Source organism: Pseudomonas marvdashtae, assembly GCF_014268655.2.
In the GTDB taxonomy this organism is placed as follows: domain Bacteria; phylum Pseudomonadota; class Gammaproteobacteria; order Pseudomonadales; family Pseudomonadaceae; genus Aquipseudomonas; species Aquipseudomonas marvdashtae.
Genome location: NZ_JABWQX020000001.1, coordinates 3,787,286 through 3,813,795 on the forward strand (window position 1 = coordinate 3,787,286; position 26,510 = coordinate 3,813,795).

General features: G+C 61.3%; 25 protein-coding genes and 1 other RNA gene. 17 read left to right on the plus strand and 9 right to left on the minus strand.

What is annotated here, in order from left to right; translation table 11 throughout:
- The first annotated feature begins 223 nt into the window (after nt 1–223).
- The 14 genes from ccoN (at nt 224) to HU742_RS17110 (ending at nt 12,946) form a co-directional block, all read left to right on the plus strand.
- On the plus strand, nt 224–1,666 hold the full coding sequence (gene ccoN, locus HU742_RS17045; RefSeq protein WP_186636610.1) for a cytochrome-c oxidase, cbb3-type subunit I: 1,443 nt from the start codon (nt 224–226) through the stop codon (nt 1,664–1,666).
- The gene (gene ccoO / locus HU742_RS17050) at nt 1,666–2,274 is read left to right on the plus strand and encodes a cytochrome-c oxidase, cbb3-type subunit II (protein WP_095943289.1); all 609 of its coding nucleotides are present in this window, start codon (nt 1,666–1,668) and stop codon (nt 2,272–2,274) included. Before ccoN ends, ccoO begins: the two co-directional genes overlap by 1 nt.
- A 5-nt stretch (nt 2,275–2,279) precedes the next feature.
- Complete coding sequence (locus tag HU742_RS17055; protein WP_003175465.1) at nt 2,280–2,465, plus strand: CcoQ/FixQ family Cbb3-type cytochrome c oxidase assembly chaperone; 186 nt, start codon at nt 2,280–2,282, stop codon at nt 2,463–2,465.
- On the plus strand, nt 2,462–3,445 hold the full coding sequence (gene ccoP, locus HU742_RS17060) for a cytochrome-c oxidase, cbb3-type subunit III (RefSeq protein WP_186609845.1): 984 nt from the start codon (nt 2,462–2,464) through the stop codon (nt 3,443–3,445). Before HU742_RS17055 ends, ccoP begins: the two co-directional genes overlap by 4 nt.
- Nucleotides 3,446–3,596: 151 nt before the next feature.
- The gene (locus HU742_RS17065; protein ID WP_186643155.1) at nt 3,597–3,851 is read left to right on the plus strand and encodes a type II toxin-antitoxin system Phd/YefM family antitoxin; all 255 of its coding nucleotides are present in this window, start codon (nt 3,597–3,599) and stop codon (nt 3,849–3,851) included.
- A complete protein-coding gene (locus tag HU742_RS17070; RefSeq protein WP_186643154.1) occupies nt 3,852–4,262 on the plus strand; it encodes a type II toxin-antitoxin system VapC family toxin in 411 nt (136 codons plus the stop codon).
- A gap of 247 nt (nt 4,263–4,509) precedes the next feature.
- The gene (ccoG, locus tag HU742_RS17075; protein WP_186636615.1) at nt 4,510–5,925 is read left to right on the plus strand and encodes a cytochrome c oxidase accessory protein CcoG; all 1,416 of its coding nucleotides are present in this window, start codon (nt 4,510–4,512) and stop codon (nt 5,923–5,925) included.
- Between the two features lie 11 nt (nt 5,926–5,936).
- On the plus strand, nt 5,937–6,476 hold the full coding sequence (locus tag HU742_RS17080; RefSeq protein WP_186636618.1) for a FixH family protein: 540 nt from the start codon (nt 5,937–5,939) through the stop codon (nt 6,474–6,476).
- A 148-nt stretch (nt 6,477–6,624) separates the two neighbouring features.
- Nucleotides 6,625–9,075: a heavy metal translocating P-type ATPase gene (locus tag HU742_RS17085; RefSeq protein ID WP_186643153.1), complete on the plus strand. Its 2,451-nt coding sequence runs from the start codon at nt 6,625–6,627 to the stop codon at nt 9,073–9,075.
- 24 nt (nt 9,076–9,099) lie between these two features.
- Nucleotides 9,100–9,318 carry a cbb3-type cytochrome oxidase assembly protein CcoS gene (gene ccoS / locus HU742_RS17090; protein WP_186609851.1) on the plus strand — a complete coding sequence of 73 codons (219 nt, stop codon included), beginning with the start codon at nt 9,100–9,102 and terminating at the stop codon, nt 9,316–9,318.
- A complete protein-coding gene (locus tag HU742_RS17095) occupies nt 9,311–9,994 on the plus strand; it encodes a sulfite exporter TauE/SafE family protein (RefSeq protein ID WP_186636622.1) in 684 nt (227 codons plus the stop codon). Before ccoS ends, HU742_RS17095 begins: the two co-directional genes overlap by 8 nt.
- A gap of 116 nt (nt 9,995–10,110) precedes the next feature.
- Nucleotides 10,111–11,493 (plus strand): oxygen-independent coproporphyrinogen III oxidase, encoded by a 1,383-nt coding sequence (gene hemN, locus HU742_RS17100; protein ID WP_186643152.1) that lies wholly within the window; start codon nt 10,111–10,113, stop codon nt 11,491–11,493.
- A gap of 94 nt (nt 11,494–11,587) precedes the next feature.
- Entirely contained in the window at nt 11,588–12,322 is a 735-nt protein-coding gene (gene fnr / locus HU742_RS17105) for a fumarate/nitrate reduction transcriptional regulator Fnr (RefSeq protein WP_186636625.1), read from the plus strand.
- A gap of 75 nt (nt 12,323–12,397) precedes the next feature.
- On the plus strand, nt 12,398–12,946 hold the full coding sequence (locus HU742_RS17110) for an adenine phosphoribosyltransferase (RefSeq protein WP_186636626.1): 549 nt from the start codon (nt 12,398–12,400) through the stop codon (nt 12,944–12,946).
- A 50-nt stretch (nt 12,947–12,996) separates the two neighbouring features.
- On the opposite strand, the gene recR is transcribed toward HU742_RS17110, so the two are convergent.
- The 4 genes from recR to dnaX form a co-directional block, all read right to left on the minus strand.
- Nucleotides 12,997–13,599 carry a recombination mediator RecR gene (gene recR / locus HU742_RS17115; protein ID WP_186636627.1) on the minus strand — a complete coding sequence of 201 codons (603 nt, stop codon included), beginning with the start codon at nt 13,597–13,599 and terminating at the stop codon, nt 12,997–12,999.
- 66 nt (nt 13,600–13,665) lie between these two features.
- On the minus strand, nt 13,666–14,691 hold the full coding sequence (curA, locus tag HU742_RS17120; protein WP_186643151.1) for an NADPH-dependent curcumin/dihydrocurcumin reductase: 1,026 nt from the start codon (nt 14,689–14,691) through the stop codon (nt 13,666–13,668).
- A 176-nt stretch (nt 14,692–14,867) separates the two neighbouring features.
- On the minus strand, nt 14,868–15,206 hold the full coding sequence (locus HU742_RS17125) for a YbaB/EbfC family nucleoid-associated protein (protein ID WP_003183512.1): 339 nt from the start codon (nt 15,204–15,206) through the stop codon (nt 14,868–14,870).
- Nucleotides 15,207–15,268: 62 nt separating this feature from the next.
- Nucleotides 15,269–17,350 (minus strand): DNA polymerase III subunit gamma/tau, encoded by a 2,082-nt coding sequence (gene dnaX, locus HU742_RS17130; protein WP_186636630.1) that lies wholly within the window; start codon nt 17,348–17,350, stop codon nt 15,269–15,271.
- Nucleotides 17,351–17,494: 144 nt separating this feature from the next.
- Here dnaX and HU742_RS17135 point away from each other — a divergent pair, with 144 nt between their 5' ends.
- Nucleotides 17,495–18,262: a substrate-binding periplasmic protein gene (locus HU742_RS17135; RefSeq protein WP_186643150.1), complete on the plus strand. Its 768-nt coding sequence runs from the start codon at nt 17,495–17,497 to the stop codon at nt 18,260–18,262.
- On the opposite strand, the gene HU742_RS17140 is transcribed toward HU742_RS17135, so the two are convergent.
- On the minus strand, nt 18,238–19,956 hold the full coding sequence (locus tag HU742_RS17140; protein WP_186643149.1) for a putative bifunctional diguanylate cyclase/phosphodiesterase: 1,719 nt from the start codon (nt 19,954–19,956) through the stop codon (nt 18,238–18,240). The genes HU742_RS17135 and HU742_RS17140 overlap by 25 nt on opposite strands.
- 337 nt (nt 19,957–20,293) lie before the next feature.
- On the opposite strand from HU742_RS17140, the gene HU742_RS17145 reads away from it, so the two are divergent.
- Nucleotides 20,294–20,608: a helix-turn-helix domain-containing protein gene (locus HU742_RS17145; RefSeq protein WP_186643148.1), complete on the plus strand. Its 315-nt coding sequence runs from the start codon at nt 20,294–20,296 to the stop codon at nt 20,606–20,608.
- Nucleotides 20,609–20,787: 179 nt separating this feature from the next.
- Nucleotides 20,788–21,294: a DUF4823 domain-containing protein gene (locus HU742_RS17150; RefSeq protein WP_186643147.1), complete on the plus strand. Its 507-nt coding sequence runs from the start codon at nt 20,788–20,790 to the stop codon at nt 21,292–21,294.
- Between the two features lie 197 nt (nt 21,295–21,491).
- Here the strand turns inward: HU742_RS17150 and ffs are convergent.
- The 4 genes from ffs to zipA form a co-directional block, all read right to left on the minus strand.
- An RNA gene (ffs, locus tag HU742_RS17155) (signal recognition particle sRNA small type) lies at nt 21,492–21,588 on the minus strand.
- Nucleotides 21,589–21,711: 123 nt separating this feature from the next.
- Nucleotides 21,712–22,872 (minus strand): zinc-binding metallopeptidase family protein, encoded by a 1,161-nt coding sequence (locus HU742_RS17160; protein WP_186643146.1) that lies wholly within the window; start codon nt 22,870–22,872, stop codon nt 21,712–21,714.
- 227 nt (nt 22,873–23,099) lie between these two features.
- Nucleotides 23,100–25,457 carry an NAD-dependent DNA ligase LigA gene (ligA, locus tag HU742_RS17165; protein WP_186643145.1) on the minus strand — a complete coding sequence of 786 codons (2,358 nt, stop codon included), beginning with the start codon at nt 25,455–25,457 and terminating at the stop codon, nt 23,100–23,102.
- Between the two features lie 148 nt (nt 25,458–25,605).
- Nucleotides 25,606–26,451, minus strand: a complete 846-nt coding sequence (gene zipA / locus HU742_RS17170; RefSeq protein ID WP_186609866.1) for a cell division protein ZipA — start codon at nt 26,449–26,451, stop codon at nt 25,606–25,608.
- Between the last annotated feature and the right edge of the window lie 59 nt (nt 26,452–26,510).

A 26,510-nucleotide genomic window follows, 5' to 3' on the forward strand; every position in this document is an offset into this window, starting at 1 on the left:
TGAACACACCCCGTTACAACCGACCCGACCCCCTCGCCTCTTTCCTTCGTTGCGACATTTTGCCGAGGGCCAATTTTGTCCCTACACCGAACATGGAAAGGCCGCAGAATCAGCTTTGGAAAGCATTGACCCAGGTCATGGCGCGTTGCAATGACCCCCCGCTTTCTCCATACTTGCGACCGATTTTTATCCTAATAAAACACCCAAACCGTGGAACCTTAGAATGAGCACAGCAATCAGTCCGACTGCTTATAACTATAAGGTAGTCCGCCAGTTCGCCATCATGACGGTGGTCTGGGGGATCCTTGGCATGGGGCTCGGTGTCTTCATTGCCTCGCAACTGGTCTGGCCGGAGTTGAACTTCGATCTGCCATGGACGACTTTTGGACGCCTGCGCCCACTGCACACCAACCTGGTGATCTTCGCCTTCGGTGGTTGTGCCTTGTTTGCCACTTCTTACTATGTCGTGCAGCGAACCTGCCAGACGCGACTGATCTCCGACAGCCTCGCCGCCTTCACCTTCTGGGGTTGGCAAGCGGTGATCGTCGGCGCGATCGTGACCTTGCCAATGGGTTTCACTACCACCAAGGAATACGCGGAACTGGAATGGCCCCTGGCTATTCTGCTGGCCATCGTCTGGGTGACCTACGGTTTGGTGTTCTTCGGCACCATCGTCAAGCGCAAGACCAAGCACATCTACGTCGGTAACTGGTTCTACGGTGCCTTCATCGTCGTGACCGCCATGCTGCACATCGTCAACCACGCGTCCTTGCCGGTCAGCTTCTTCAAGTCGTACTCGGCCTATTCGGGCGCGACCGACGCGATGATCCAGTGGTGGTACGGCCACAACGCCGTGGGCTTCTTCCTGACCACCGGCTTCCTGGGAATGATGTATTACTTCGTGCCAAAACAGGCCGAGCGTCCGATCTACTCCTATCGCCTGTCCATCGTGCACTTCTGGGCGCTGATCACCCTGTACATCTGGGCCGGCCCGCACCACCTGCACTACACCGCGCTGCCCGACTGGGCGCAGTCGCTGGGCATGGCAATGTCGATCATCCTGCTGGCGCCAAGCTGGGGCGGCATGATCAACGGCATGATGACCCTGTCGGGCGCCTGGCATAAGCTGCGCACCGACCCGATCCTGCGGTTCCTGGTGGTATCCCTGGCGTTCTACGGCATGTCGACCTTCGAAGGCCCGATGATGGCGATCAAGACCGTCAACTCGCTGAGCCACTACACCGACTGGACCATCGGCCACGTACACGCCGGTGCACTCGGCTGGGTCGCGATGATTTCCATCGGCGCCATCTACCACATGATCCCGAAACTGTTCGGTCGCGCGCAGATGCACAGCACCGGCCTGATCAACGCGCACTTCTGGCTCGCCACCATCGGCACCGTGCTCTATATCGCCTCGATGTGGGTCAACGGCATTACCCAAGGCCTGATGTGGCGTGCAATCAACGACGACGGCACCCTGACGTACTCGTTCGTCGAAGCCCTGCAAGCCAGTCACCCAGGCTTCATCGTGCGTGCCCTGGGCGGCGCGTTCTTCGCCAGCGGCATGCTGCTGATGGCCTACAACGTGTATCGCACCGTTCGTGCCTCTGACCCGGTTGAAGCAGAAGCCGCCGCCAAGATCGCCGTAGTTGGAGCTCACTGATGAAGCACGAAGCAGTAGAGAAGAATATCGGCCTGCTGGCCTTCTTCATGGTCATCGCCGTCAGCATTGGCGGCTTGACCCAGATCGTTCCGCTGTTTTTCCAGGACGTGACCAACAAGCCGGTCGAAGGCATGAAGCCGCGTACCGCCCTTGAACTGGAAGGCCGCGACGTCTACATCGCCAACGGCTGTGTCGGCTGCCACTCGCAGATGATCCGTCCGTTCCGCGCCGAAACCGAACGTTACGGCCACTATTCCGTTGCCGGTGAAAGCGTCTGGGACCACCCGTTCCTGTGGGGCTCCAAGCGTACCGGCCCGGACCTGGCCCGCGTTGGTGGCCGTTACTCCGATGACTGGCAGCGTGCGCATTTGTACAACCCGCGCAACGTGGTGCCGGAATCGAAAATGCCGGCCTACCCGTTCCTCGTAGAAAACAAGCTCGACGGCAAAGACACTGCCAAGAAAATGGAAGTCTTGCGCACCTTGGGCGTGCCTTACACCGACGAAGACATCGCCGGTGCCAGGGATGCCGTGAAGGGCAAGACCGAAATGGACGCGCTGGTGGCCTATCTGCAAGGCCTGGGCACCATCATCAAAAGCAAACGGTGATTTAGATGGATATCGGGATGATTCGTGGCCTGGGCACCGTCGTCGTGATGGTGGCTTTTATCGGCCTGGCCCTGTGGGTGTTCAGCCCCAAGCGCAAGTCGGAGTTTGAAGACGCGACCTTGCTGCCGTTCGCGGATGATCCCGAAGCCATCAAGCACGTCGAGCAAGCTTCTAGGAGTAACAAAGAATGACAACATTCTGGAGTCTGTACGTCACAGTCCTCAGCCTGGGAACGATCTTCGCCCTGACCTGGCTGTTGCTGTCGACCCGCAAGGGCCAGCGCAGCGAAGCCACCGAGGAGACGGTCGGCCACTCCTTCGACGGGATCGAGGAGTACGACAACCCACTGCCAAAGTGGTGGTTCATGCTGTTCGTGGGCACCATCATTTTCGCCCTCGGTTACCTGGTGCTCTACCCTGGCCTGGGCAACTGGAAAGGCCTGCTGCCAGGCTACAACTACCTGGACAATGAAAAGCAGACCGCTTTCGCCAACGGCCAGACTGGCTGGACTGGGGTGCACGAATGGGAAAAGGAAATGGCCCGCTCGGACGCCAAGTTCGGTCCGATCTTCGCCAAGTTCGCTTCCATGCCGATCGAAGAAGTCGCCAAGGACCCGCAAGCCCTGAAGATGGGTGGCCGCCTGTTCGCCTCCAACTGCTCGGTCTGCCATGGTTCCGACGCCAAGGGCGCCTACGGTTTCCCTAACCTGACCGACGCCGACTGGCGCTGGGGCGGCGAGCCGGAAACCATCAAGACCACCATCATGGGCGGTCGTCATGCCGTCATGCCGGGATGGGCTGCCGTGGTTGGCGAGCAAGGTGTTGCCGACGTAGCCGCTTACCTGGTGACCGGCTTGCATAGCCGCAAACTGCCGGAAGGCGCCAAGGCCGACCCGGCCAACGGCCAGAAACTGTTCGCAGCCAACTGCGTAGCCTGCCATGGCCCTGCCGGCAAGGGCACGCCCGCCATGGGCGCTCCTGACCTGACGCACCCGGCCGGCTTCATCTACGGTTCGAGCTTCGCTCAGTTGCAGCAGACCATCCGTTACGGTCGCCAGGGCCAGATGCCGGCCCAGGCCGATCTGCAAGGCAACGACAAGGTTCACCTGTTGGCCGCTTACGTCTACAGCCTGTCGCACGGCGAAAAGGCTCCGGCCGCTGACGCCCAATAAGGCAAACGCTTGAGACATCAAAGGCCCCGCCAATCAGATTGGCGGGGCCTTTTGTTTACCGGCTCGAAACAGGGGTAAAACTGTTCCACTTGCCGGCTCTTGATCCTGGTAGTAACGTGCCTACATTCAAGCGTTAAAGAGGGGCACTTCCATGTCCATCACCACCATCTCCAGCCGCGAATTCAACCACGACACAAGTGGTGCCAAAAAAGCCACCCGCGAGGGGCCGGTTATCATCACCGACCGTGGCAAGCCGGCTCATGTGCTGCTAAGCATTGAGGAGTACCAGAAACTGTCCGGCATTGGCGCGAGCATTGTCGAGTTGCTGGTCATGTCCGATACGCCGGATATCGACTTCGATACCGAGCGTGCGGTCATCACGCCCCGCTCGGTGGACTTGTCCTGAATGTTTCTACTCGATACCAACGTCATATCGGAACTGCGCAAGCCCCAAGCAGACAGAAACGTCCAGGCCTGGGCCCGCAGCGTTCCGGCACCCAGCCTGTATGTCTCGGCCATTACCGTACTGGAACTGGAAACCGGTGTGCTGCGCTTCGAACGCAAGGACCCGACGCAAGGCAGTCGCCTGCGGGCGTGGCTGGATAATCATGTGCTGCCTGCCTTTGCCGGCAGGATCCTGGCTGTGGACCGCGCAGTCGCATTGCGCTGCGCTCGCCTGCACGTGCCCGACCGCAGCAATGAGTGCGACGCACTGATTGCCGCCACCGCCCTTGTCCATGGGCTGACTGTGGTCACGCGTAACGTGACTGATTTCCAGGCCAGCGGCGTGGCATTGCTCAATCCGTGGGCTGGCTGATGCCCATTCGACAGTCTTCAAGGCACCCCCTTCGTTTCGCCAACGCCATGCACTGTCTATAGTCAATTGATCTGGGTCATGACTTGTTACATCCGCTACACCATTCGGCCCTCACTCCCAACGCGACCAAAGGTCGCACCCTTGCACTAGAGCGACAGGCGTATCATTGCGCCACTGCAATGCCCTTTCTGACCGTGGTCGGCACGTACTGGCCTCGGCACTTTTCCACTGCCGTGGGATGCAATTGATGAGCAACCAGATTCCGGTACATGACGTTACCCCGCCTGCCAAGGACGCCAACAAAAGCGTCGACCTGTATGCCTCTCGGGAAAAAATCTACACCCGCGCCTTCACGGGCCTGTTCCGTAACCTGCGAATGGTTGGCGGGGCCTTATTGTTCCTGCTGTATTTCGGTACGGTCTGGTTGAGCTGGGGTGGCCACCAGGCCGTCTGGTGGAACCTGCCGGAACGCAAATTCTTTATTTTTGGCGCCACCTTCTGGCCCCAGGATTTCATCCTGCTGTCCGGGCTGCTGATCATCGCCGCCTTCGGCCTGTTTTTCATCACCGTGTATGCCGGACGAGTCTGGTGCGGCTATACCTGCCCGCAGAGCGTATGGACCTGGATCTTCATGTGGTGCGAAAAAGTCACCGAAGGCGACCGCAACCAGCGCATCAAGCTCGACAAGGCGCCCATGAGCGCCAACAAAATCGCACGCAAGTTCGCCAAGCACAGCCTGTGGCTGCTGATCGGTTTCGTCACCGGCATGACGTTCGTCGGTTACTTCACCCCCATCCGCGAACTGGTGTTCCAGTTCTTTACCGGCGAGGCCGATGGTTGGTCGTACTTCTGGGTCGGCTTCTTCACCCTCGCCACTTATGGCAATGCCGGCTGGCTGCGCGAACAAGTGTGCATCTACATGTGTCCCTACGCCCGCTTCCAAAGCGTGATGTTCGACAAGGACACCCTGATCGTTTCCTATGACCCGCGTCGCGGCGAAAGCCGCGGCCCGCGCAAAAAAGGCATCGACTACAAGGCGCTGGGCCTGGGGGATTGCATCGATTGCACCATGTGCGTCCAGGTCTGCCCCACCGGTATCGACATTCGCGACGGCCTGCAGGTCGAGTGCATCGGCTGCGCGGCCTGTATCGATGCCTGCGACAACATCATGGACAAGATGGATTATCCTCGCGGCCTGATCAGCTACACCACCGAACACAACCTTTCGGGCCAGAAAACCAATAAACTTCGCCCGCGCCTGATCGGTTATGCCTTGGTGCTGCTGGCCATGATCAGCCTGCTGGTGACGGCGTTCTTCATGCGCTCGCTGGTGGGTTTCGACGTCAGCAAGGACCGCGTGCTGTATCGCGAAAACGCCGAAGGCCGGATCGAGAACGTCTACAGCCTGAAAATCATGAACAAGGACCAACGCGACCATACGTACATTCTGGAAGCCGCCGGCCTGCCCGATCTCAAGCTGCAAGGGCGCCGGGAAATCAAGGTGGCCGCCGGCGAGATCCTCAGCCAGCCGGTTGAATTATCCAGCGCACCGGAACAGCTGCCATCGAGTACCAACGAGGTGACATTCATCCTCAAAGATGCCGATGACGACAGCGTCCATGTTGAAGCCAAGAGCCGGTTCATCGGCCCACAGACTCGTTGAGAGAAATGAACATGCCTGCAGCAACCGCCACCAGCCCTTGGTACAAGCACCTCTGGCCGTGGATCATCATTGCGATCCTGACCTGTTCAGTGACACTGAGCCTGACCATGGTGACCATCGCCGTGAAGAACCCGGACAACTTGGTCAACGACAACTATTACGAAGCCGGCAAGGGCATCAACCGCTCGCTGGAGCGAGAGTTACTGGCCCAGACACTGCAACTGCACGCCAACGTGCAACTGGACGATGTGACCGGCGAAGTGGACCTGCGCCTGAACGGCAACAGTCGCCCCCAGACCCTGGAACTGAGCCTGATCTCGCCAACCCAGCCGGAGAAGGATCGCAAGGTCGTCCTGACCCGCAACGACAGCGAGCCGGGGCGCTACGTCGGCCAGTTGACGGACAAGATCGAAGGCCGGCGTTTTGTCGAATTGCTAGGCGTGGAGAGCGACCAGACCTGGCGCCTGTTCGAAGAAGAACAGATCAGCCACGACCAGGCCATCCTGCTTGGCGATGAGCCATTGCAAGGCGCTGAAGACCTGAAGAAGTAAGCCGATCCATCTGATCGTTCCCACGCTCCGCGTGGGAACGCAGCCCGGGACGCTCTGCGTCCCTTCTAAGCGTGACGCGGAGCGTCACAGGATGCATTCCCACGCAAAGCGTGGGAACGATCATTGGACAACGTTCTGTGAACACGCAATGACCACTCCACAGCCCTGCTATCACTGCGCCCTGCCAGTTCCCCCTGGCAGTCGCTTCACCGCGACTGTCCTGGGCGAGACTCGCGAGCTGTGCTGCCCAGGCTGCCAGGCCGTGGCCGAGGCGATCGTCGCCGGCGGCCTGGAAGGTTATTACCAGCATCGCAGCGAAGCGTCGGCCAATCCCCAGACCCTGCCGGTGCAGCTGACTGAAGAACTGGCGCTGTACGATCGCGCGGACGTTCAGCAATCGTTCGTTCGCCATGACGGCGAGCTGGCCGAGACCACCCTGCTCATGGAAGGCATCAGCTGCGCCGCCTGCGGCTGGTTGATCGAAAAACAACTGCGCAGCCTGCCGGCCGTGGCCGAGGCGCGATTGAACCTGTCCAACCACCGCTTGCACGTCCGCTGGGCCGACGGGCAACTGCCGCTGAGCACGCTGCTCGCCGAGCTGCGCCAGATCGGCTACGCCGCCCATCCGTACCAGGCCGACCAAGCCTGCGAACAGCTCGCCGCGCAGAATCGCCTGGCCCTGCGCCAGTTGGGCGTGGCCGGATTGCTGTGGTTCCAAGCCATGATGGCGACCATGGCCACCTGGCCGGAATTCAACATCGACCTGAGCCCGGAGATGCACACCATCCTGCGCTGGGTTGCGCTGTTCCTCACCACCCCCATCGTCTTCTACAGCTGCGCGCCGTTTTTCAAAGGTGCCATGCGCGACCTGCGCACCCGGCACCTGACCATGGACGTTTCAGTGTCCCTGGCCATTGGCGGCGCCTATATAGCCGGCATCTGGACCGCCATCACCGGGACCGGCGAGCTGTATTTCGATGCCGTCGGCATGTTCGCCTTGTTCCTGCTCGCCGGCCGCTACCTGGAGCGCCGCGCCCGCGAACGCACCGCCGCCGCCACCGCACAGCTGGTCAATCTGCTGCCGGCTTCGTGCCTGCGTCTGGAGGACAGCGGCCAGAGTGAACGCATCCTGCTCAGCGAATTGCGCACCGGCGACCGGGTATTGGTGCATCCTGGCGCGGTGCTGCCGGCCGATGGCAGGATCCTCGACGGCCAGTCCAGCATCGACGAATCGCTGCTGACCGGCGAATACCTGCCTCAACCTCGCCGGGTGGGCGACACAGTCACCGCTGGCACGCTGAATGTCGAAGGTGCCTTGACGGTAGAGGTGCTGGCCCTTGGGCAGGACACCCGGTTATCGGCCATCGTGCGGTTGCTGGACCGGGCCCAGGCCGAGAAGCCACGACTGGCCCAAGTCGCCGACCGTGCCGCCCAGTGGTTCTTGCTGTTCTCTCTGGTCGCCGCTGCCGTCATCGGATTGGTGTGGTGGCAACTGGATGCCGCTCGCGCATTCTGGATTGTCCTCGCGATGCTGGTCGCGACCTGCCCTTGCGCGCTGTCCCTGGCGACGCCGACCGCCCTGACCGCCGCTACCGGCACCCTGCACAAACTCGGCCTGCTACTGACGCGCGGTCATGTGTTGGAAGGCCTGAACCAGATCGACACGGTGATTTTCGACAAGACCGGCACCCTCACCGAAGGTCGCCTGGCGTTGCGCGCGATCCGAACACTCGGGGCACTCGACAGCGACCAATGCCTGGCCCTGGCCGCCGCCTTGGAAAACCGCTCCGAACACCCTATCGCCAGGGCTTTCGGCCGTGCGCCATTGGCCGCCGAGCATGTTCAAAGCACTCCCGGGTTGGGACTCGAAGGCGTGGTGGGCGAACAATCCCTGCGTATCGGCCATCCCAGCTTTGTCTGCGAACTGAGCGGCGCCGCAGTGCCGGTGATGCCAGACGAACCTGGGCAATGGCTGTTGCTGGGCGATGAGTTCGGCCCGCTGGCCTGGTTTGTCCTCGATGATCGCTTGCGTGCGGACGCGCCGGCCCTGCTGGCGGCGTGCAAGGCCCGGGGCTGGCGAACCTTGCTGTTGTCGGGCGACAGCTCGCCAATGGTTGCCAGCGTCGCCGCCGAACTGGGCATCGATGAAGCCCGCGGCGGCCTACGCCCGGACGACAAGCTGGCGGTGCTCCAGCAATTGCACCAGCAAGGCCATAAAGTGCTGATGCTTGGCGACGGCGTGAACGACGTCCCGGTGCTGGCGGCCGCGGACATCAGCGTCGCGATGGGCTCGGCCACCGACCTGGCCAAGACCAGCGCTGACGCGGTCCTGTTGTCCAACCGCCTCGGCGCCCTGATTCACGCCTTCAGCCTGGCCCGGCGCACCCGTCGGGTGATCATCGAGAACCTGCTCTGGGCCGGGTTGTACAATGGCCTCATGTTGCCGTTCGCCGCCCTCGGTTGGATTACGCCGGTGTGGGCCGCGGTCGGCATGTCCATCAGCTCGTTGACGGTGGTGTTGAATGCGCTGAGGCTGACCCGCCAACCCAAGGCGCAGGTGTTCGACGCCACGCCCGATACCCGTCCGCTGCCGGCCTGAGCCGCGCGGGCATGGAGTTCCGACATGCCAGCTCTCTACGTGATGATCCCGGCCGCGCTGCTGATCGTAGCCATCGCCGTCTACATCTTCTTCTGGGCCGTGGACAGCGGCCAATACGATGACCTCGACGGTCCGGCCCATAGCATTCTGTTCGACGACCAGGACCCGAACCACAAGGCCGCCGTGGACGAGGCCAGCGGCGACGAGCGCAAACCGGACGACAAGGTCCCGCCCCATGCTTGATCTGGCGCCCTTGCTGGTTTCGGCTGTTATCCTTGGTCTTTTGGGTGGTGGACATTGCCTGGGCATGTGCGGCGGGCTGATGGGCGCCCTGACCCTGGCGATTCCCAAGGAACAGCGCAGCCGGCGCTTTCGATTGTTGCTGGCCTACAACCTCGGACGAATCCTCAGTTACGCCACGGCCGGCTTGCTGATCGGCCTGGCCGGCTGGGCCGTGGCAAACAGCCCGGCGGCAATGGCCATGCGGGTGCTGGCCGGTCTGTTGCTGATCGCCATGGGCCTGTATCTGGCAGGTTGGTGGAGTGGCCTGACACGGATCGAAAGCGTTGGACGTGGCCTGTGGCGGCATATCCAACCCGTCGCCAATCGCCTGCTGCCGGTGTCGAGCCTGCCCCGGGCCCTGCTGCTCGGCGCGCTGTGGGGTTGGTTGCCGTGCGGGTTGGTCTACAGCACCCTGCTGTGGTCCGCCAGCCAAGGCAATGCGCTGGACAGCGCGTTACTGATGCTCGCCTTTGGCCTGGGCACTTGGCCGGTGCTGCTCGCCACCGGCCTCGCCGCCGAACGCGTCACGGCATTGCTACGCAAACGCAGCGTGCGCATGGCTGGCGGCTTGTTGGTGATTGTCTTCGGAATCTGGACGTTGCCAGGGCCGCATCAGCATTGGCTCATGGGGCATTGATCCGGTTACACATCGATACGTTGGAAGCGCGCTTGCCCTGTTGACGCAAATCAACACGCTCCGTCCGCCGCCCCCATAAACTTTCAAGCATGCCAGCCTACCCGGGGAACGCCCGCATGCTCGACGCCATTCGTTGGGACTCAGACCTGATCCGCCGCTATGACCTGGCGGGCCCGCGCTACACCTCGTACCCGACCGCGGCGCAGTTTGCCGGCCAAGTGGGCAGTTTCGATTTGCTCCACGCCCTGCGCGATAGCCGCAAAACGCTCAAGCCGCTGTCGCTGTACGTGCACGTGCCGTTCTGCGCCAATATTTGCTACTACTGCGCCTGCAACAAAGTCATCACCAAGGATCGCGGCCGGGCCCATGTCTATCTGCAACGCCTGGAGCAGGAAATCCAACTGATCGGTTGCCACCTGGACCCGGCCCAGCGCGTCGAACAGCTGCACTTGGGCGGCGGCACGCCAACCTTTCTCAGCCATGCCGAGTTGCGTCAGCTAATGGCCAAGCTGCGCAAACACCTGAACCTGATGGACGACGATTCCGGCGACTACGGCATTGAAATAGACCCTCGGGAAGCCGACTGGTCGACCATGGGACTGCTGCGAGAGCTGGGCTTCAACCGGGTCAGCATCGGCTTGCAGGACCTTGACCCAACCGTGCAGCGCGCCGTCAATCGCCTGCAAAGCCTGGAAGAAACCCGCGCCGTGGTCGAAGCCGCCCGGACCCTGCAGTTTCGTTCGATCAACATCGATTTGATTTACGGCTTGCCCAAGCAGACCCCGGACAACTTTGCTCGCACCGTCGAGGAAGTCATCAGCCTGCAACCCGACCGCCTGTCGGTGTTCAACTACGCCCACCTGCCGGAACGCTTCATGCCCCAGCGGCGCATCAACAGCCAGGACCTGCCGAACCCGCCCCAGAAACTGGCGATGCTGCAAGGCACCATCGAACAGCTGACCGCCGCCGGTTACCGTTACATCGGCATGGACCACTTCGCCCTGCCCGACGACGAGCTTGCAATTGCCCAGGAAGAAGCCACCTTGCAGCGCAACTTCCAGGGCTATACCACCCACGGTCATTGCGACCTGATCGGTCTCGGCGTGTCAGCCATCAGCCAGATCGGCGACCTCTACTGCCAGAACAGCAGCGATTTGAACCATTACCAGAATACCCTGGCCGACGGGCAACTGGCGACCAGCCGCGGGCTGGTGTGCAACGCTGACGACCGGCTGCGACGGGCGGTGATCCAACAGCTGATCTGCCATTTCACGCTGGCGTTCGCCGAAATCGAGCATGCCTTCGACATCGATTTTTGCGAGTATTTCGCCTCGATATGGCCGCAACTAGGAGCAATGGCCGACGACGGGCTGATCGAATTGACGGATACGCACATCAAGGTATTACCCGCCGGGCGCTTGCTGGTGCGCTCGGTCTGCATGGTATTCGACGTGTACCTGGAGCATCAGAATCGACAGCGTTTTTCCCGCGTCATCTGAGCGCGACAATTTGACGGTGATACCGCGCTGGCCGGAGTTTGTGTGCTGAGTTACCCTTACGGCTTATGTGTGTTTTCCCACAAGGATTTAAGAAATGTCCGAGCCAGTCAAATCGCGCGCTCATAACCAGGCACACTGCAAGGACTGCAGCCTGGCCCCCCTGTGCCTGCCACTTTCGTTGAACTTGGAGGACATGGACGCGCTGGACGACATCGTCAAACGCGGACGTCCATTGAAGAAAGGCGAGTTCCTGTTTCGCCAGGGTGATGTTTTCAGTTCGGTCTATGCCGTACGCTCGGGCGCCTTGAAGACCTTCAACCTGAGCGACGGTGGCGAAGAGCAGCTCACGGGTTTCCACTTGCCCAGCGAACTGGTGGGCCTGTCGGGCATGGACACCGAGACCCACCCGGTCTCGGCCCAGGCGCTGGAAACCACCTCGGTCTGCGAAATTCCTTTTGACCGTCTCGACGAATTGTCCGTGCAACTGCCGCAACTGCGCCGTCAACTGATGCGAGTGATGAGCAGGGAGATCCGCGACGACCAGCAGATGATGCTGTTGCTCTCGAAGAAAACCGCCGACGAGCGCATCGCCACGTTTCTGGTCAACCTCTCGGCCCGCTTTCGTGCCCGCGGGTTCTCAGCCAATCAATTTCGCCTGAGCATGTCGCGCAACGAAATCGGCAACTACCTGGGCCTGGCGGTGGAAACCGTGTCTCGGGTGTTCACCCGTTTCCAGCAGAATGAATTGATCGCCGCCGAAGGCAAGGAAATCCATATTCTCGATCCGATCCAGCTTTGCGCCCTGGCGGGCGGCTCGGTAGAAGGCTGATACACCTGGGCGGCTGAGGCTTTCGCCCCGCCGCGCTATACTGCGGCGTTTGCAGCCAGCCAGGACACTTCGACGATGGTCTTCGACTCCTTCGACATCAAATCCCTGATACGCCCCGTTATCGACTTCCCCAAGCCCGGCGTGATCTTTCGCGACATTACTCCGTTGTTCCAGTCGCCCACCGCGCTGCGGCTGGTGATGGACAGCTTCGCCCATCGCTATGTCGAGGCCGGGTTCACGCATATCGGCGCGATGGATGCACGAGGCTTCCTGATTGGCTCGATCCTGGCCTATCAGTTGAACAAGCCGCTGGTGCTGTTCCGCAAGCAAGGCAAGCTGCCGGCCGACGTATTGGCCGAGGGTTACCAGACCGAATACGGAGAGGCCTTCCTGGAAGTTCACGCCGACAGCCTGTGCGAGGGTGATTCGGTGGTGATGTTTGATGACCTGATCGCCACGGGCGGCACGCTGATCGCCGCCGCCAACCTGATCCACCGCATGGGCGCGAAGGTCCATGAAGCGGCGGCGATAATCGATTTGCCAGAACTGCTCGGTTCCCAGCGCCTGGAAGACATGGGGATACCGACGTTCTGCCTGACGCAGTTTTCGCTCAGCGAACGATAATCGACGCCCCACGGTAGAACGTGTGGAAGCGAGCCTGCTCGCTCCGCACGTTACAACGCGATCGGCTTGCGCCCGGCAAATGAATGCGCCAATGTCCCGCCATCCACCAACTCCAACTCACCGCCCAGGGGCACGCCGTGGGCGATGCGGGAGGCGACCAGGCCTTTGTTGCTCAGCAGTTGGGCGATGTAGTGGGCAGTGGCTTCGCCTTCGACCGTCGGGTTCGTGGCAAGGATGACTTCGGTAAACGTACCCGCCTCCTCGACCCGCGCCATCAGTTGCGGAATGCCAATGGCCTCCGGCCCTAGCCCATCGAGCGGCGATAAATGGCCCTTGAGCACGAAGTAGCGACCACGGAAACCGGTCTGCTCCACCGCGTACACGTCCATCGGCCCCTCCACCACGCAGAGCAGGCTGTCGTCCCGACGCGGGTCGGCGCATTGCGGACAAAGGTCGTCTTCCGTCAGGGTGCGGCACAAGCGGCAATGCCCTACCCCTTCCATCGCCTGGCTCAAGGCCTGGGCCAGACGTGAGCCGCCACTGCGATCACGCTCAAGCAACTGCAACGCCATACGCTGGGCGGTTTTCTGACCGACACCCGGCAAAGTTCGCAGGGCATCGATCAGTTGACGGATCAAAGGGCTGAAGCTCATGGAGGAAACGTCCGACATAACAACGAGACGCGGTTTATACCCGCGCCTCCGATTAGCGTCAAATACTCAATCGCGCGCGACCCGCACGACCAACTTGCCGAAGTTGCGCCCTTCCAGCAGACCGATAAATGCCTGTGGCGCATTCTCGAGACCGTCGACAAGGTCTTCGCGGAACTTGACCCTGCCGTCCCGCACCCAGGGCGCCATGGCGCTGATGAATTCCGGCTGGCGGTCACCGTAGTCATCAAACACGATGAAGCCTTGGATACGCACGCGCTTGGTCAGCAGCGTGCGCTGCAACTGCGGCAGACGATCCGGGCCACCCGGCGGCTGATGATCGTTGTAGGACGCGATCAATCCGCAGAGCGGGATGCGGGCCTTGGCGTTGAGCAGCGGCACCACCGCGTCGAAGACTTTGCCACCGACGTTTTCGTAATAGATGTCGATGCCCTGGTCGCAGGCCCGGGCCAATTCTTGCGCGAAATTCTCGCTTCGATGGTCGACGCAGGCGTCGAACCCCAGCTCGTCGACCACGTATTTGCACTTCTCGCTTCCGCCGGCCACGCCCACCACGCGCAGGCCTTTGATCTTCGCCACCTGGCCGACCACTGAACCTACCGCGCCCGACGCCGCGGCAACCACCAGGGTTTCCCCCGGCTTGGGTTGGCCGATGTCCATCAGCCCCATGTAGGCGGTCATGCCCGGCATCCCCAAAACCCCCAGGGCCATTGAAGGGCTAGGCAATCCCGAGGGGATGGGAATGACATTGCGGCCATCACTGATGCAGTGGCTTTGCCAACCCGTTGCACCCACCACCAGATCGCCCTCCTGGAACTTCGGATGCATCGAGCGCTCCACGCGACTGACGGCGCCACCGGTCATCACCTCGTCGATTTGCACCGGCGCGGCGTAGGAAGGTGCGTCGCTCATGCGTCCGCGCATGTAGGGATCCAGCGATAGGAACAGCGTCTTGAGCAGGATCTGTCCCTCCGCCAGGTCCGGCAGCGTGACGTGTTCAAGACGAAAGTTATCAGGGATGGGCGCACCTTCCGGGCGGGAAGCCAGGACGATGCGCTGGTTGGAAATCGACATGCAAGCGTCTCCTTGTTCGTTACGGGCACGTATAGGGAGCAGACCATTGTCGAAGGGGCGGCGTTCGATGTTTGTTCAGCCGAACGGGCCCAGTGATTTCGGCTGCATGGCGCAAACAAAAATGCCAGGCGCGATGCCTGGCATTGTGTGTAGCCCATCCCGATCGGGATGGCGAATCAGAACGGCAGTTTCATGCCCGGCGGCAGCTGCATGCCAGCGGTCATGCCGGACATCTTGTCCTGGCTGTTGGCTTCGATCTTGCGAACCGCGTCGTTGACGGCGGCGGCGAACAGGGCTTCGAGCATTTCCTTGTCATCTTCGCTCAGGCCTTCAACGACGCTTGGGTCGATGCTGACGCGCTTGATGTCGTGGCGCCCGGTCATGACCACGGTCACCATGTCGCCGCCGGACTTGCCGGTGACTTCAGCGTTGGCCAGCTCTTCCTGCATCTTGGCCATTTTTTCCTGCATCTGCTGCGCCTGCTTCATCAGGCCGGCCATGCCACCTTTCATCATGGGAATCACCTCGAAAGTACGTGAATAAACACAGCGCCCGGCGTTCGGCCCGGCGCTTTCAGTTATGAGCCCTGGGTGACCGGGGCCTCGACAGGTTCGATAGTATCGTGACGGACCACGGCGCCGAACTGTTGCATCATCTGCTGGATGAACGGATCGCCGTGGATCGACTCTTCCGCCTCGCGCTGACGGTCGGCACGGCGGCGGGACGCAGCCTGTGCCGGGGTTTCCTGCTCGGGCTTGATCAGCTCGATGGTCAGCGTCAACGGGCGCTGGTGGTATTGGTTCAGCGCATCGTTGAGACGACGCTGTTGGGTCGCGTTGAACAGCGCGCTGTGGGCCGGGTCCAGGTGCAACAGCCAGTGGTCGCCTTCGACGGCAATCAACGTGCAGTTGGCGGCGATGCTGCCGGTCATGCCGCTGATCGGCAGTTTCGGGAACAGCTCCAGCCATTGCAAGGCCAGCCCTGTGGCTGGCATCGCCGCGGGTTCCGGCTCGGGCTCAGGGGCTGGCTCGGCGGCGTGCTCGCTGGCCAGGTCGTCCAGGTAGCTGTAGGCCGAGTCCATGTCCGGCTCGATGTAATCCTCGTCCAACGGCGGCTCGTCATCCAGGTCGCTGCCCGGCGTGGCGACATCGACGTCGGCCACCGTCGGCTCGGGCACCGGCGCGGCGACCCACTCAGGCGCGTCGGGCACCACACTGTCCGGCGTCGGCATGGGCATGGGCGGCAATTCGGGCTGCTCGGCGACCGTTTCCAGCACCGGCTCGACAGCAGGCTGCAGGACAACCTCCGGCTCGACCGGGTCGTTCCAGGGCAGATCGATGACTTCTTCGGCGACAGGCTCGGGCAACGCCTCAACGACCGGCTCCGGTTCGGGCTGCGGTTCAGGCGTGGTAACGACAGGCATCGGGGCCGGCTGGGCGGCAGGCGCCACGGCGGCCGGAGCAGAAGCCGCTGCCGACGCGACATTGGGCGTGGCAGCCACTGGCTTGGCGGAATCAGCTGTGGCCGGGCTGATCCCCACTGGCTTTAGCACCTGTCTCGGCGCATCCGGCGTATCGGCGGGCCGGAACGCGAGCATGCGCAGCAGCACCATTTCGAAGCCGCCTCGCGGGTCCGGCGCCAAAGGCAGGTCGCGGCGGCCGATCAAACCCATCTGGTAATAGAACTGCACGTCTTCGGCCGGCAACACCTGGGCCAGGGCCAATACGCGATCGCGGTCGCCATGACCGTTGTCGACGCCGTCCGGCAACGCCTGGGCGATGGCGACACGGTGCAACACATTGAGGATTTCCGAGAGCACGCCATTCCAGTCCGGCCCCTGCTCGGCCAGGTGACGCACCGCTTCGAGGAGCGCCTTCGCGTCGCCTTCGATCAGCGCATGCAACACATCGTAGACCTGGCCGTGATCGAGAGTACCGAGCATGGCGCGCACATCGGCGGACATGACCTTGCCTTCACCGAAGGCGATGGCCTGGTCGGTCAAGCTCATGGCGTCGCGCATCGAACCGTCGGCGGCGCGCCCCAGCAGCCACAGCGCATCGTCTTCGAACGGCACGTTCTCGACGCCCAGGACGTGGGTCAAATGCTCGACCACCCGTTCCGGCGTCATGTTCTTCAGCGAGAACTGCAGGCACCGCGACAGAATCGTTGCAGGAAGTTTCTGCGGGTCGGTGGTCGCCAGGATGAACTTGACGTAGGGCGGTGGTTCTTCGAGGGTCTTGAGCAGCGCATTGAAGGAATGGCTGGAGAGCATGTGCACTTCGTCGATCAGGTAGACCTTGAAGCGCCCACGGCTCGGCGCGTACTGGACGTTGTCGAGCAACTCACGGGTGTCTTCGACCTTGGTGCGGCTGGCGGCGTCGATCTCGATCAGGTCGACGAAACGACCTTCGTCGATTTCCCGGCAGACCGAGCATTCGCCGCAGGGCGTCGAAGTGATACCGGTTTCACAGTTCAGGCACTTGGCGATGATCCGCGCAATGGTGGTCTTGCCCACGCCCCGGGTGCCGGTGAACAGGTAGGCATGGTGCAGCCGCTGGCTGTCCAAGGCATTGATCAGAGCCTTGAGCACATGGGTCTGGCCGACCATTTCGCGGAACGAGCGCGGGCGCCATTTACGTGCAAGAACCTGATAACTCATCGAAAACCGTCGCAACGAAGGAACATAAGCGGCTAATGCTAGCGGAGCAGGGGCGAAATTGCATCCGGTGTGCTCGTCTAATGTGGCTAAGCTTGGACCTGAAAGCTCGGTTGTCGACACGGTTGGGCACTGTCAGGAGAGTTTATGCGTTCGGCCATGGGGGCTTTGCTGCTGTTGACTACGGGATGTTTCGCCGACGAGGTCCCCTTGCGTTTCGCCATTACCGACGGCTGGGCCATGCCCATGGTGCAGATCGAGCGAGGCCGCCCGACCCAAGGCATCCTGCCGGACATCATGACCAGCCTGGCAACCCGGGTGGGCATGCCCGCGCAATTTCATGTCCTGGCTCGCGCACGACTGGACAGCGCCATGGAACATGGCGAAATAGATATGCGCTGTTACGTCTCGCCTGATTGGGTGAAGAACAAAGGCCCCGATCACCTTTGGAGCGTTCCGCTGTTTTTTCAGCGCGACGTGCTCGTCAGCGCGACCGGCACCGGCGTAAAAATCGCCCCGGCGGCGCTGGCGCAACAATCGATCGGCACCGTGCTCAGCTACCGCTACCCGACCTTGCAACCTTTGTTCGACAGCGGCCATCTGCGGCGCGACGATGCGCGCAGCCAGGACCAGGTGCTGGCGAAACTGTTGGCCGGGCGCTACCGTTATGCGGTCAGCAATCAATGGGCACTTGATTGGTTCAACCAACGGCATGGCGCCGACCGACAGCTGCATGAGGTTGCGGTCCTCCAGGAACAGCAACTGAGCTGCTATGTGCGCAATGACCCGGAAATTCCAGCGCAACGCATTCTGCGCACCTTGCAGAAAATGAAAATGTCCGGGGAAATCGACGCGATCATCCAGCTCTACACCGGTCGCAGCGAGGGGTCTCAGAGCGGCGCCGTATCGCCCTGACCACCCGGCCGACTCTGCCACTGCGGCGGCGGGACGAAGCTTCTTACCCAGCCCGGCACCCGTTTGGCGGGCATGGGCCGGGCGATAAAGTAACCTTGCGCCACTTCGCATCCCAAGCGCAGCAGGAGCTGTCCGTGCTCAAGACTGTCGAGGCCCTCCGCGACCACCTGCCGGCCAAACGCCCGAGCCAGACCGATCACGGCTTTGGTCAGCGCCAGATCGTCCCGGTCATCCAGCATATCGCGCACGAAGGTCTTGTCGATCTTGATGGTTTGCGTATGTAGGTGCTTGAGGTCATTGAGCGAACAATAGCCCGTACCGAAACCGCCCAATGAAAACCCCACGCCCAAGGCCTGGCACGCCTGTAGACAGGCGCTGACGTGCGCGAGGTTTTCCACGGCGACCGACTCCACGATCTGCAGGTCGAGCATGCGCGGCAACACCGCCGGATGCAGCTCCAGCATCCGCCGCAGCCGCTCGACGAAATCCGCCCGCTGGAAGTGCCGCGCCGATATGTTGATACTCACCGGCCACCCCTGCCCCGCCTGTTGCCATTGCTGCAGCTGGGTCAGCACTTGTCCCATGACCCATTCGCCGATCTCGACAATCAGGTCCGTCTCTTCTACCAGCGGCAGGAATTCGCGCGGCGGCACCAGGCCACGCTGCGGATGCTTCCAGCGCAACAAAGCTTCCAGACCGACCACGGTGCCATCGCGCATGTTGACCTTGGGCTGGAAATGCAATCGCAATTCATTGCTGGCCAAGGCCTGTCGGACCCGCTCGACGGTCTGGTAAGTTGCACGCACCTCTTTATCCCGGGACACGTCGAACAGGTGAAAACGATTGCGGCCGCTCTGCTTGGCCACGTACATCGCCTGGTCGGCGTGGCGCAGCAACGTGTCGGCGTCTTCGTTATCCCAGGGAGACAGCGTCACACCGATGCTGGCAAAAACCTTGATGCTCTTGCCATCAATGGCGTAGGGCATGGACACGGCGATCAACACCCGATTCAACGCGGCATGCAATTCGTCCATGCCACACACATGTCGCAGCACCAGCACGAACTCATCCCCAGCCAGGCGCGCCACGACGTCGTCGCCGCGCACAATGCTGCGCAACCGCCTGGCGACCTCCACGAGCAAGCGATCACCGCTGGCGTGGCCATAGCCGTCGTTGACTGCCTTGAAGCCATCCAGATCGAGCATGCAAACCGCCAGGGGTAGATTCTCTCCCCGGGAAAATTCCAAGGCCTGGTCCAGCAGTTCGGACAAGTAGGTACGATTGGGCAGTCCAGTCAGCACATCGTGCCCGACCCGCCATTGCAGGGAATGCAGCAGCCGGCGCTTTTCGCTGACATCGAAGCGGATCGCCAGGTATCGCTCGACGAGCCCTGTCGCTTCGTCAGTTACCGGTACCAGGGTGGTGTCGACCCAGTGCAGCGTACCGTCCTTGGATCGATTGCAGATTTCGCCCTTCCATATCTCCCCCAACGCGATAGTGCGCCACATCGCGCTGAAGAATTCGCTGGGGTGCTGGCCGGAGTTGAGCAACCTGTGGTTCGCCCCCAGCAGCTCATCGCGCCGGAAGCCAAACAGATCGCAGAACTGATCGTTGACGTAAGTGATGCGCCCGCTCAAATCGGTTTCGGAAAAGATCGCGGCGGCGTCAACGGCCCTGCGGTACTTCTTATCCATCGAAGCAGTCATCCATGAGTCAGGCTCGTTTGGCGCGCGCGGTTGCACCGCCCCCGGACGGGCGAAAATCAACTAGGCTCAAATACCTTGATAAAGCTGGAGCACGGACGCTGGCGGTGCGACCTGAATGCTCCAGGCCCCGCCTTGTGTCGCTGCAAAGAAGCGCGAGCCCCGGTCTTTTTATTCGCCCGGCTTCAGAAGCAGATCACCAAATCCCCCATGCCAAAGGCCGATTCTACGAAACGCATCACATTTTGCAAAGCAAGGTGATGGAACAAGCGGTTGCCTAATGCGAAAATCTATCGTTAAGTTCTTGATTCTGAATGGGAATTAAGCGATGCAAATTTCAAGTCTGGGTTCAGCCATCAGACGCTACCGCAAAGTAGCGGGGCTTACTCAGGCTGAACTTGGCGAAAAAACCGGTTTTGACCCGAAAACCATCAGCCGCTTCGAAACCGGCACCTACACCCCCAGCGTCGAAGCGTTGCTCCTGCTTGCCAACGTATTGGACGTCCAGCCTAAAGCGTTTTTTGCCGACATGGCCGATGAAGACGAGCAGCGGGCCTACTTGTTCAACGTCATTCACAAAGCTACTTCGAAGGACCTTGGGAAGTTGATTGCGGCGGTTGACCAGGCACTGGGCGAGTCTTGATGCATAAAAAAGAGGAGCCGGGCCTGTCGCTTGCGACAGACCCGGCTCCTCTTTTGACGTTTCGATAGCACCACCGTCCAGATGGTGGCACATTGACAACCCGACGCAAGCTATCGGACCAGCATCTTGACGATGCCCTCTCGCCTCATCAATGCGAATCGAAAATCAAAGGGAACACAGTGCATAAACTTTCGATCATTCTTATTTCGCTACTTGCGACAGGCTGTACAGCTAAATATGCACAACAGGATGTATCCACCAGCGAGGCAAAACTTGATCGGCAACTGCCCATCACAATTGCCACGCCCGCCGACGGACGCTACGAAACGACGTCTTACTCCGCGTCCGGTGACATGACCGCTGCTGCCGTCAAGAAAGCCTTCTCTCTTTATTCCAACCGCGTGACAGTTGTGAACTCATGTCGTGAACTGGAGTGTCTGAGACAAGGCAACCCGTTGGGTTACTACGTCGTCCCGCAAATCCTGCACTGGGAAGAACGCGCGACGGAATGGTCAGGTATCCCCGACAGAATTGAAGTGAAGCTGGCCATTTACGGACCGACAGGAGAGCAACCGCTGGAATCAACCGTCCTGTCTGGTAAAAGCAAATGGGCGACCTTTGGCGGGGATCATCCGCAGGATTTGCTGGATGAGCCGATTTCCGGGTATGTGAAAGCGCAATACTGATCGACGAAAACAAGGGTCGGCCCTATTCGGCCCTGTTCCTTTGGCTGCGGAGCTTGAATTCATGTCGACCGCTGTCATCCGGCATAAAGTGCAGACACGACAATTTTGAAATCGTTGATGACGGCGCAGATGTCGAGGGTAGGAGGGTCGAAACTGGACAAACCTTGCGAACGAAGGCCTGGGCGTTATGGAGGCAACCCCACCAGCCACACCCCGGCACACAATGTTCCCGCTGTGGCTGCTTCCTTCCGGATCTGACCAGGTTCACGGGTAATCGTTGCGGGGGGACCGATGGGGTCACCATAACGACGCCCGCCTGACGGCGAGCCGCGCCATTGTACCTATCTGGCGGGAAGTTACAACCGTTGGCACGGGATTAAAAACTCATGGCCTTCAAGCACTTGTAGGTGCGCACTGCTACAACAGCACCGCATCCGCCCGACCACCCTCCTCTTGGATCACCAGATGGATGAAATGCAGCTTGGTGATGACTGCCGCCGGTACGACGAACGGGTAGAAATCCGGCTGGCCCATGCTGCGCGAGAGCTCGTTGAGCATCCCAGCCAACTCGATCCAGGCGTTGACGAATGACAGGAACGCCGCGCCGCCCGCGTGTTCCGGGTCGAACAGGGTTTCGGGTGGGAATGGTTGGTAGTCGAAATCCATTTCCCGGGCGCTCATGCCGAAGCCCAGCGCCGTGTCGACCGCGTCCATCATGTGCAGGTAATGAGCCCAGGTTTCTGCCCAGTCTTCCCAAGGGTGCATGGTAGCGTAGGCGCTGACGTACCGGGTTTGCCAATCCAGCGGCGCGCCTTGCTGGTAGTGGCGCTCCAGGGCTTCGGAATAGCTGGCGCGCTCATCGCCGAACAATGCGCGAAATGGCTCCAGCCAATGACTGTCGGCGACCAATCGATCCCAATAATAGTGCCCCACCTCATGGCGAAAATGTCCAAGCAAGGTGCGATACGGCTCGCGCATTTGCTGGCGCACGTGCTCGCGATGGGCATCGTCGGCCTCTTTGATATCAAGGGTGATCAACCCGCTGGCGTGCCCAGTGGTCGGCGGCTTGCCGTCGAGGTCGACACCGATGAAGTCGAAGGCCAGGCCGATGTTTTCATCGGCAGTCTTGGGAATCACCGGCAAGCCGAGGGTAATCAGCTGGGCCACCAGGCGCCGCTTGGCGGTTTCAACCTTGCGCCAGCGCTCAGGATTTTCCGCAACCGACAGGTCTGGAATGGTGCGATTCAAGCTGCAGGCGACGCATAAGGTGTCATGCCCGTTCGCCGGCAACAGCCAGTTGCAGGCCGCTGGTGTATCAAGATTGGCGCAACGCCTGAACAGCCCGGCCCGTGGATCGACATCCAGGGTCCAGGTGCCCGGTTGCTCGCCGGGTTGCAGAGACGACAGGCGGCTCTGCTCCGGCTGATAGCCCAGCGCCGCCAGGCACGCCAGGCATTGGCTGTTGCGAAAGAACAAGGACTGGCCGCAGCGACACGGCCAGATCTTGCTGTTACGTGAGCGATCGCCCAGGAACGGCGCGGCAATGCGTGAGCTCAGTTGTTCGAAGAAGCGGTACATGGCGATCTCTCCCTTGAGCCTGCAAGACTAGATTACCCTTCGTCCATGATCGTTCCCACGTTCTGCACCATGGACCACAACCCGTGGCGAGGGAGCTTGCTCCCGCTCGGCGGAGCAGCCGTCGTAAACCGGCTGATGTGGTCCATCTGGAGGGTTGCGTCGTTCCGGTTGGGGCGGCTGCGCCACCCAGCGGGAGCAAGCTCCCTCGCCACAAGAGCGACTGCCTCTCAGACCGTGATGCCGTGCCCCTTCAGGAAATCGACAAACGCTTGTTCATCGAGCACCTTGAGCCCCAGCTCATTGGCCTTGGTCAACTTCGAGCCCGCCCCAGGCCCTGCCACGACGCAGTGGGTTTTCGCCGAGACGGAACCGGCCACCTTGGCCCCCAGGCTTTCCAATTTGTCCTTGGCAATGTCGCGACTCATCAACTCCAGCGAACCGGTCAGTACCCAGGTATGGCCCGCCTCGGGCAGACCTTCGACGACCTTTTTCTCACTCTGCCAGTGCATGCCGAAGTCGCGCAGCTGCTGCTCAGCGGCCATGGCCTGCTCGCGGTTGGCGGCGATGGAGAAGAATTCGCGCACGGCGTTGGCCTGCTTTTCCGGCAGCGCCTGGCGCATGTCCAGCCAGTCGGCATCCATGACAGCTTCGAGTGAGCCGAACTTGTCCGCGAGTTTTTGTGCTCCGCCCGGCCCTACCGAAGGAATGTGCAACTTGTCCAGGAAGCCGCCAAGGGTGGTGCTGGCGGAAAACTCGGCGCCCAGCTCGCCCTGGTCCTGGATCTCAAGGCCATGGCGCAGCAGATCCTTGATGACCTGGCGATTGTGTGGGTCTTCAAAGAAGCTGTGAATCTCGTGGGCGACTTCCAGGCCAACGTCCGGCAAGTACGTGAGCACTTGGGGCAACGCGGCTTGCACGCGCTCCAGCGAACCGAGGGAGCGGGCCAGGACCTTGGCGGTTTCCTCGCCCACGTCCGGTATACCTAGCGCATAGATGAATCGCGCCAGGCTCGGCTTCTTGCTGTCGACGATGGCCGCCAGCAGGTTCTTGCTCGACAGCTCGGCAAAACCTTCCAGGTCGACCACTTGCTCGAACGTCAGCGCGTACAGGTCGGCGGGTGAGCCCACCAAGCCTTCATCCACCAATTGTTCGACACTCTTTTCGCCCAGGCCCTCGATGTCCATGGCCCGGCGCGAGACAAAGTGGATGATCGCCTGCTTGAGCTGCGCGCCACACGCCAGGCGACCGACGCAGCGATACACCGCGCCTTCGCTGACGGTCTCGCGGCCCTTGCTGCGCTTGATCAGTTGCGTGCGCTCGACGTGAGAGCCGCAGACCGGACATTGCCGGGGCACCTCCACCGCACGGGCGTTGTCCGGACGGCGCTCGGTGACGACTTGCACCACTTGCGGGATCACGTCGCCGGCGCGGCGGATGATCACCGTGTCACCGATCATCAGGCCCAGGCGCGCCACTTCGTCCATGTTATGCAGCGTGGCATTGGCCACGGTCACGCCGGCGACCTTGACCGGCTTGAGCCGGGCCACAGGCGTGACGGCGCCAGTGCGACCGACTTGGAATTCCACGTCCAGCAACTCGGTGAGTTCTTCGCTGGCGGGGAATTTATGGGCGATGGCCCAGCGCGGCTCCCGGGCGCGGAAGCCCAGTTCGCGCTGCGAGGCGATGCTGTTGACCTTGAACACGACGCCGTCGATTTCGTAGGGCAGCGCATTACGCCGCGCGCCGATATCATGGTAGTAGTCCAGGCATTCGTCGATGCCGTGGGCCAACTTCAATTCGCGACTGATGGGCATGCCCCAGGCTTTCAGTTGCTTGAGATTGCCAATGTGGGTGTCGGCGATGTCCGAGGACACCTGGCCGATGCCATAGCAACAGAACTCCAGCGGACGGTTGGCGGTGATCTTGGAATCCAACTGGCGCAAGCTGCCCGCCGCCGCGTTGCGCGGATTGGCGAAGGTCTTGCCGCCCACCTCCAGTTGCGTGGCATTGAGCCGCTCGAAACCGGCCTTGGACATGTAGACCTCGCCACGCACTTCCAACACCGGCGGCCAGCCAGTGCCCTGCAGCTTGAGTGGAATATTTCGTACGGTACGGACGTTGACGCTGATGTCCTCGCCCGTGGTCCCGTCACCACGCGTCGCCCCGCGTACCAGCATGCCGTCCTGATACAACAGGCTGACCGCCAGGCCATCGAGTTTCGGCTCGCAGCTATATTCCACCGCCGCGCCACCGCCCAGCAGATCGCCCATGGGCAGGTCGAGGCCTTCGGTTACCCGGCGGTCGAATTCGCGCATGGTGGTTTCGTCGAAGGCGTTGCCCAGGCTGAGCATCGGGATTTCATGGCGCACCTGACTGAACGCCGACAGCGCCACACTGCCGACCCGCTGGGTTGGAGAGTCGCTGGTCACAAGCTCCGGGTGCTGCTCTTCAAGGGCCTTGAGCTCGTGGAACAGGCGGTCGTACTCGGCGTCCGGGATGCTTGGTTCATCGAGGACGTGGTAGCGATAATTATGCTGGTCCAGCTCGGTACGCAGCTGTTGGATACGGGTTTCGACGGCGTTCATGGTGTTCTCTCATAAAGCAAAAGAGCAGCCGAGGCTGCTCATTTTTTCAAGACTTTTTTGGGAGGGCTTCGCCTGGAGCGCCAGCCCGGCCCAGCGGGAGCAAGCTCCCTCGCCACAAAAAGCCCTAGCCACAACGACTCTGGCGACTTCAGCGCTTTTGGGTCAGCGCCCGGCGCTCGAATTCAACGATGCGCTGGCGGTAATGCTCGATGGTCTGGGCGGTCAGCACGCTGCGCTGGTCATCCTTCAGTTCGCCGTTGAGCTCCTGGGACAGCTTGCGAGCCGCGGCCACCATTACGTCAAAAGCCTGCTTGGGATGGCGCGGACCTGGCAGCCCCAGGAAGAAGCTCACCGCAGGGGTGCTGAAATGGTCGATGTCGTCCAGGTCGAAGACGCCAGGCTTGACGGCGTTGGCCATGGAGAACAGCACCTCGCCATTGCCGGCCATGCTTTCGTGACGGTGGAAAATATCCATCTCGCCGAAACGCAGGCCACTTTCCAGAATGTTCTGCAGCAGTGCCGGGCCCTTGAAGCCGGCCGGATCGCGGCAGATCACGCTGATCACCAGCACTTCTTCGGCCTGGGCCTGTTCCTTGTCGCTGCTCGATGGCTTGCTCTCGTCCGGGAAGTCGCCGTCGCGGCTGCTGAAGCTCGGGCCGCCATCGAGGTCGAGATTGAGGTTCAAATCCCCCTGGGACGGCTCGCTGTTGCGCTTGCCACGCTTGGAACCCGACTCCTTCGGCTCACGCGCAGGCGCGCTCATCGACGGCAGGTCGTGCTCATCCAGCTGCGGCTCCTTGTGGGTGTCCAGCACCCGAGGCGGGCCCAGTAGTTCGGCGCTATCATCCTCATCGGGCAGGTTCGACAGGCTGCGGTCCAGGCGAAACTTGAGTTTCCCCTTGCCGCCGCGCATGCGACGCCAGCCGTCGAAAAGAATACCGGCAATGACTATGATGCCGATGACGATCAGCCACTCGCGCAGACCGATTTCCATGTAATCCCGTGCCTCTATAAAAATGCTGAAAAATAAGGGGCTTAGCTATTTGCAAACCG

Coding starts and splice junctions, on each gene's coding strand:
- hemN (WP_186643152.1), top strand. CDS start 10,111: ATGCTCGACGCCATTCGTTGGGACTCAGACCTGATCCGCCGCTATGAC.
- ccoP (WP_186609845.1), top strand. CDS start 2,462: ATGACAACATTCTGGAGTCTGTACGTCACAGTCCTCAGCCTGGGAACG.
- HU742_RS17160 (WP_186643146.1), bottom strand. CDS start 22,872: ATGTACCGCTTCTTCGAACAACTGAGCTCACGCATTGCCGCGCCGTTC.
- dnaX (WP_186636630.1), bottom strand. CDS start 17,350: ATGAGTTATCAGGTTCTTGCACGTAAATGGCGCCCGCGCTCGTTCCGC.
- ccoO (WP_095943289.1), top strand. CDS start 1,666: ATGAAGCACGAAGCAGTAGAGAAGAATATCGGCCTGCTGGCCTTCTTC.
- ligA (WP_186643145.1), bottom strand. CDS start 25,457: ATGAACGCCGTCGAAACCCGTATCCAACAGCTGCGTACCGAGCTGGAC.
- HU742_RS17140 (WP_186643149.1), bottom strand. CDS start 19,956: ATGGATAAGAAGTACCGCAGGGCCGTTGACGCCGCCGCGATCTTTTCC.
- ccoS (WP_186609851.1), top strand. CDS start 9,100: ATGCCAGCTCTCTACGTGATGATCCCGGCCGCGCTGCTGATCGTAGCC.
- HU742_RS17080 (WP_186636618.1), top strand. CDS start 5,937: ATGCCTGCAGCAACCGCCACCAGCCCTTGGTACAAGCACCTCTGGCCG.
- zipA (WP_186609866.1), bottom strand. CDS start 26,451: ATGGAAATCGGTCTGCGCGAGTGGCTGATCGTCATCGGCATCATAGTC.
- HU742_RS17135 (WP_186643150.1), top strand. CDS start 17,495: ATGCGTTCGGCCATGGGGGCTTTGCTGCTGTTGACTACGGGATGTTTC.
- HU742_RS17125 (WP_003183512.1), bottom strand. CDS start 15,206: ATGATGAAAGGTGGCATGGCCGGCCTGATGAAGCAGGCGCAGCAGATG.
- HU742_RS17110 (WP_186636626.1), top strand. CDS start 12,398: ATGGTCTTCGACTCCTTCGACATCAAATCCCTGATACGCCCCGTTATC.
- HU742_RS17055 (WP_003175465.1), top strand. CDS start 2,280: ATGGATATCGGGATGATTCGTGGCCTGGGCACCGTCGTCGTGATGGTG.
- ccoG (WP_186636615.1), top strand. CDS start 4,510: ATGAGCAACCAGATTCCGGTACATGACGTTACCCCGCCTGCCAAGGAC.
- HU742_RS17085 (WP_186643153.1), top strand. CDS start 6,625: ATGACCACTCCACAGCCCTGCTATCACTGCGCCCTGCCAGTTCCCCCT.
- curA (WP_186643151.1), bottom strand. CDS start 14,691: ATGTCGATTTCCAACCAGCGCATCGTCCTGGCTTCCCGCCCGGAAGGT.
- HU742_RS17070 (WP_186643154.1), top strand. CDS start 3,852: ATGTTTCTACTCGATACCAACGTCATATCGGAACTGCGCAAGCCCCAA.
- ccoN (WP_186636610.1), top strand. CDS start 224: ATGAGCACAGCAATCAGTCCGACTGCTTATAACTATAAGGTAGTCCGC.
- HU742_RS17145 (WP_186643148.1), top strand. CDS start 20,294: ATGCAAATTTCAAGTCTGGGTTCAGCCATCAGACGCTACCGCAAAGTA.
- recR (WP_186636627.1), bottom strand. CDS start 13,599: ATGAGCTTCAGCCCTTTGATCCGTCAACTGATCGATGCCCTGCGAACT.
- HU742_RS17095 (WP_186636622.1), top strand. CDS start 9,311: ATGCTTGATCTGGCGCCCTTGCTGGTTTCGGCTGTTATCCTTGGTCTT.
- fnr (WP_186636625.1), top strand. CDS start 11,588: ATGTCCGAGCCAGTCAAATCGCGCGCTCATAACCAGGCACACTGCAAG.
- HU742_RS17065 (WP_186643155.1), top strand. CDS start 3,597: ATGTCCATCACCACCATCTCCAGCCGCGAATTCAACCACGACACAAGT.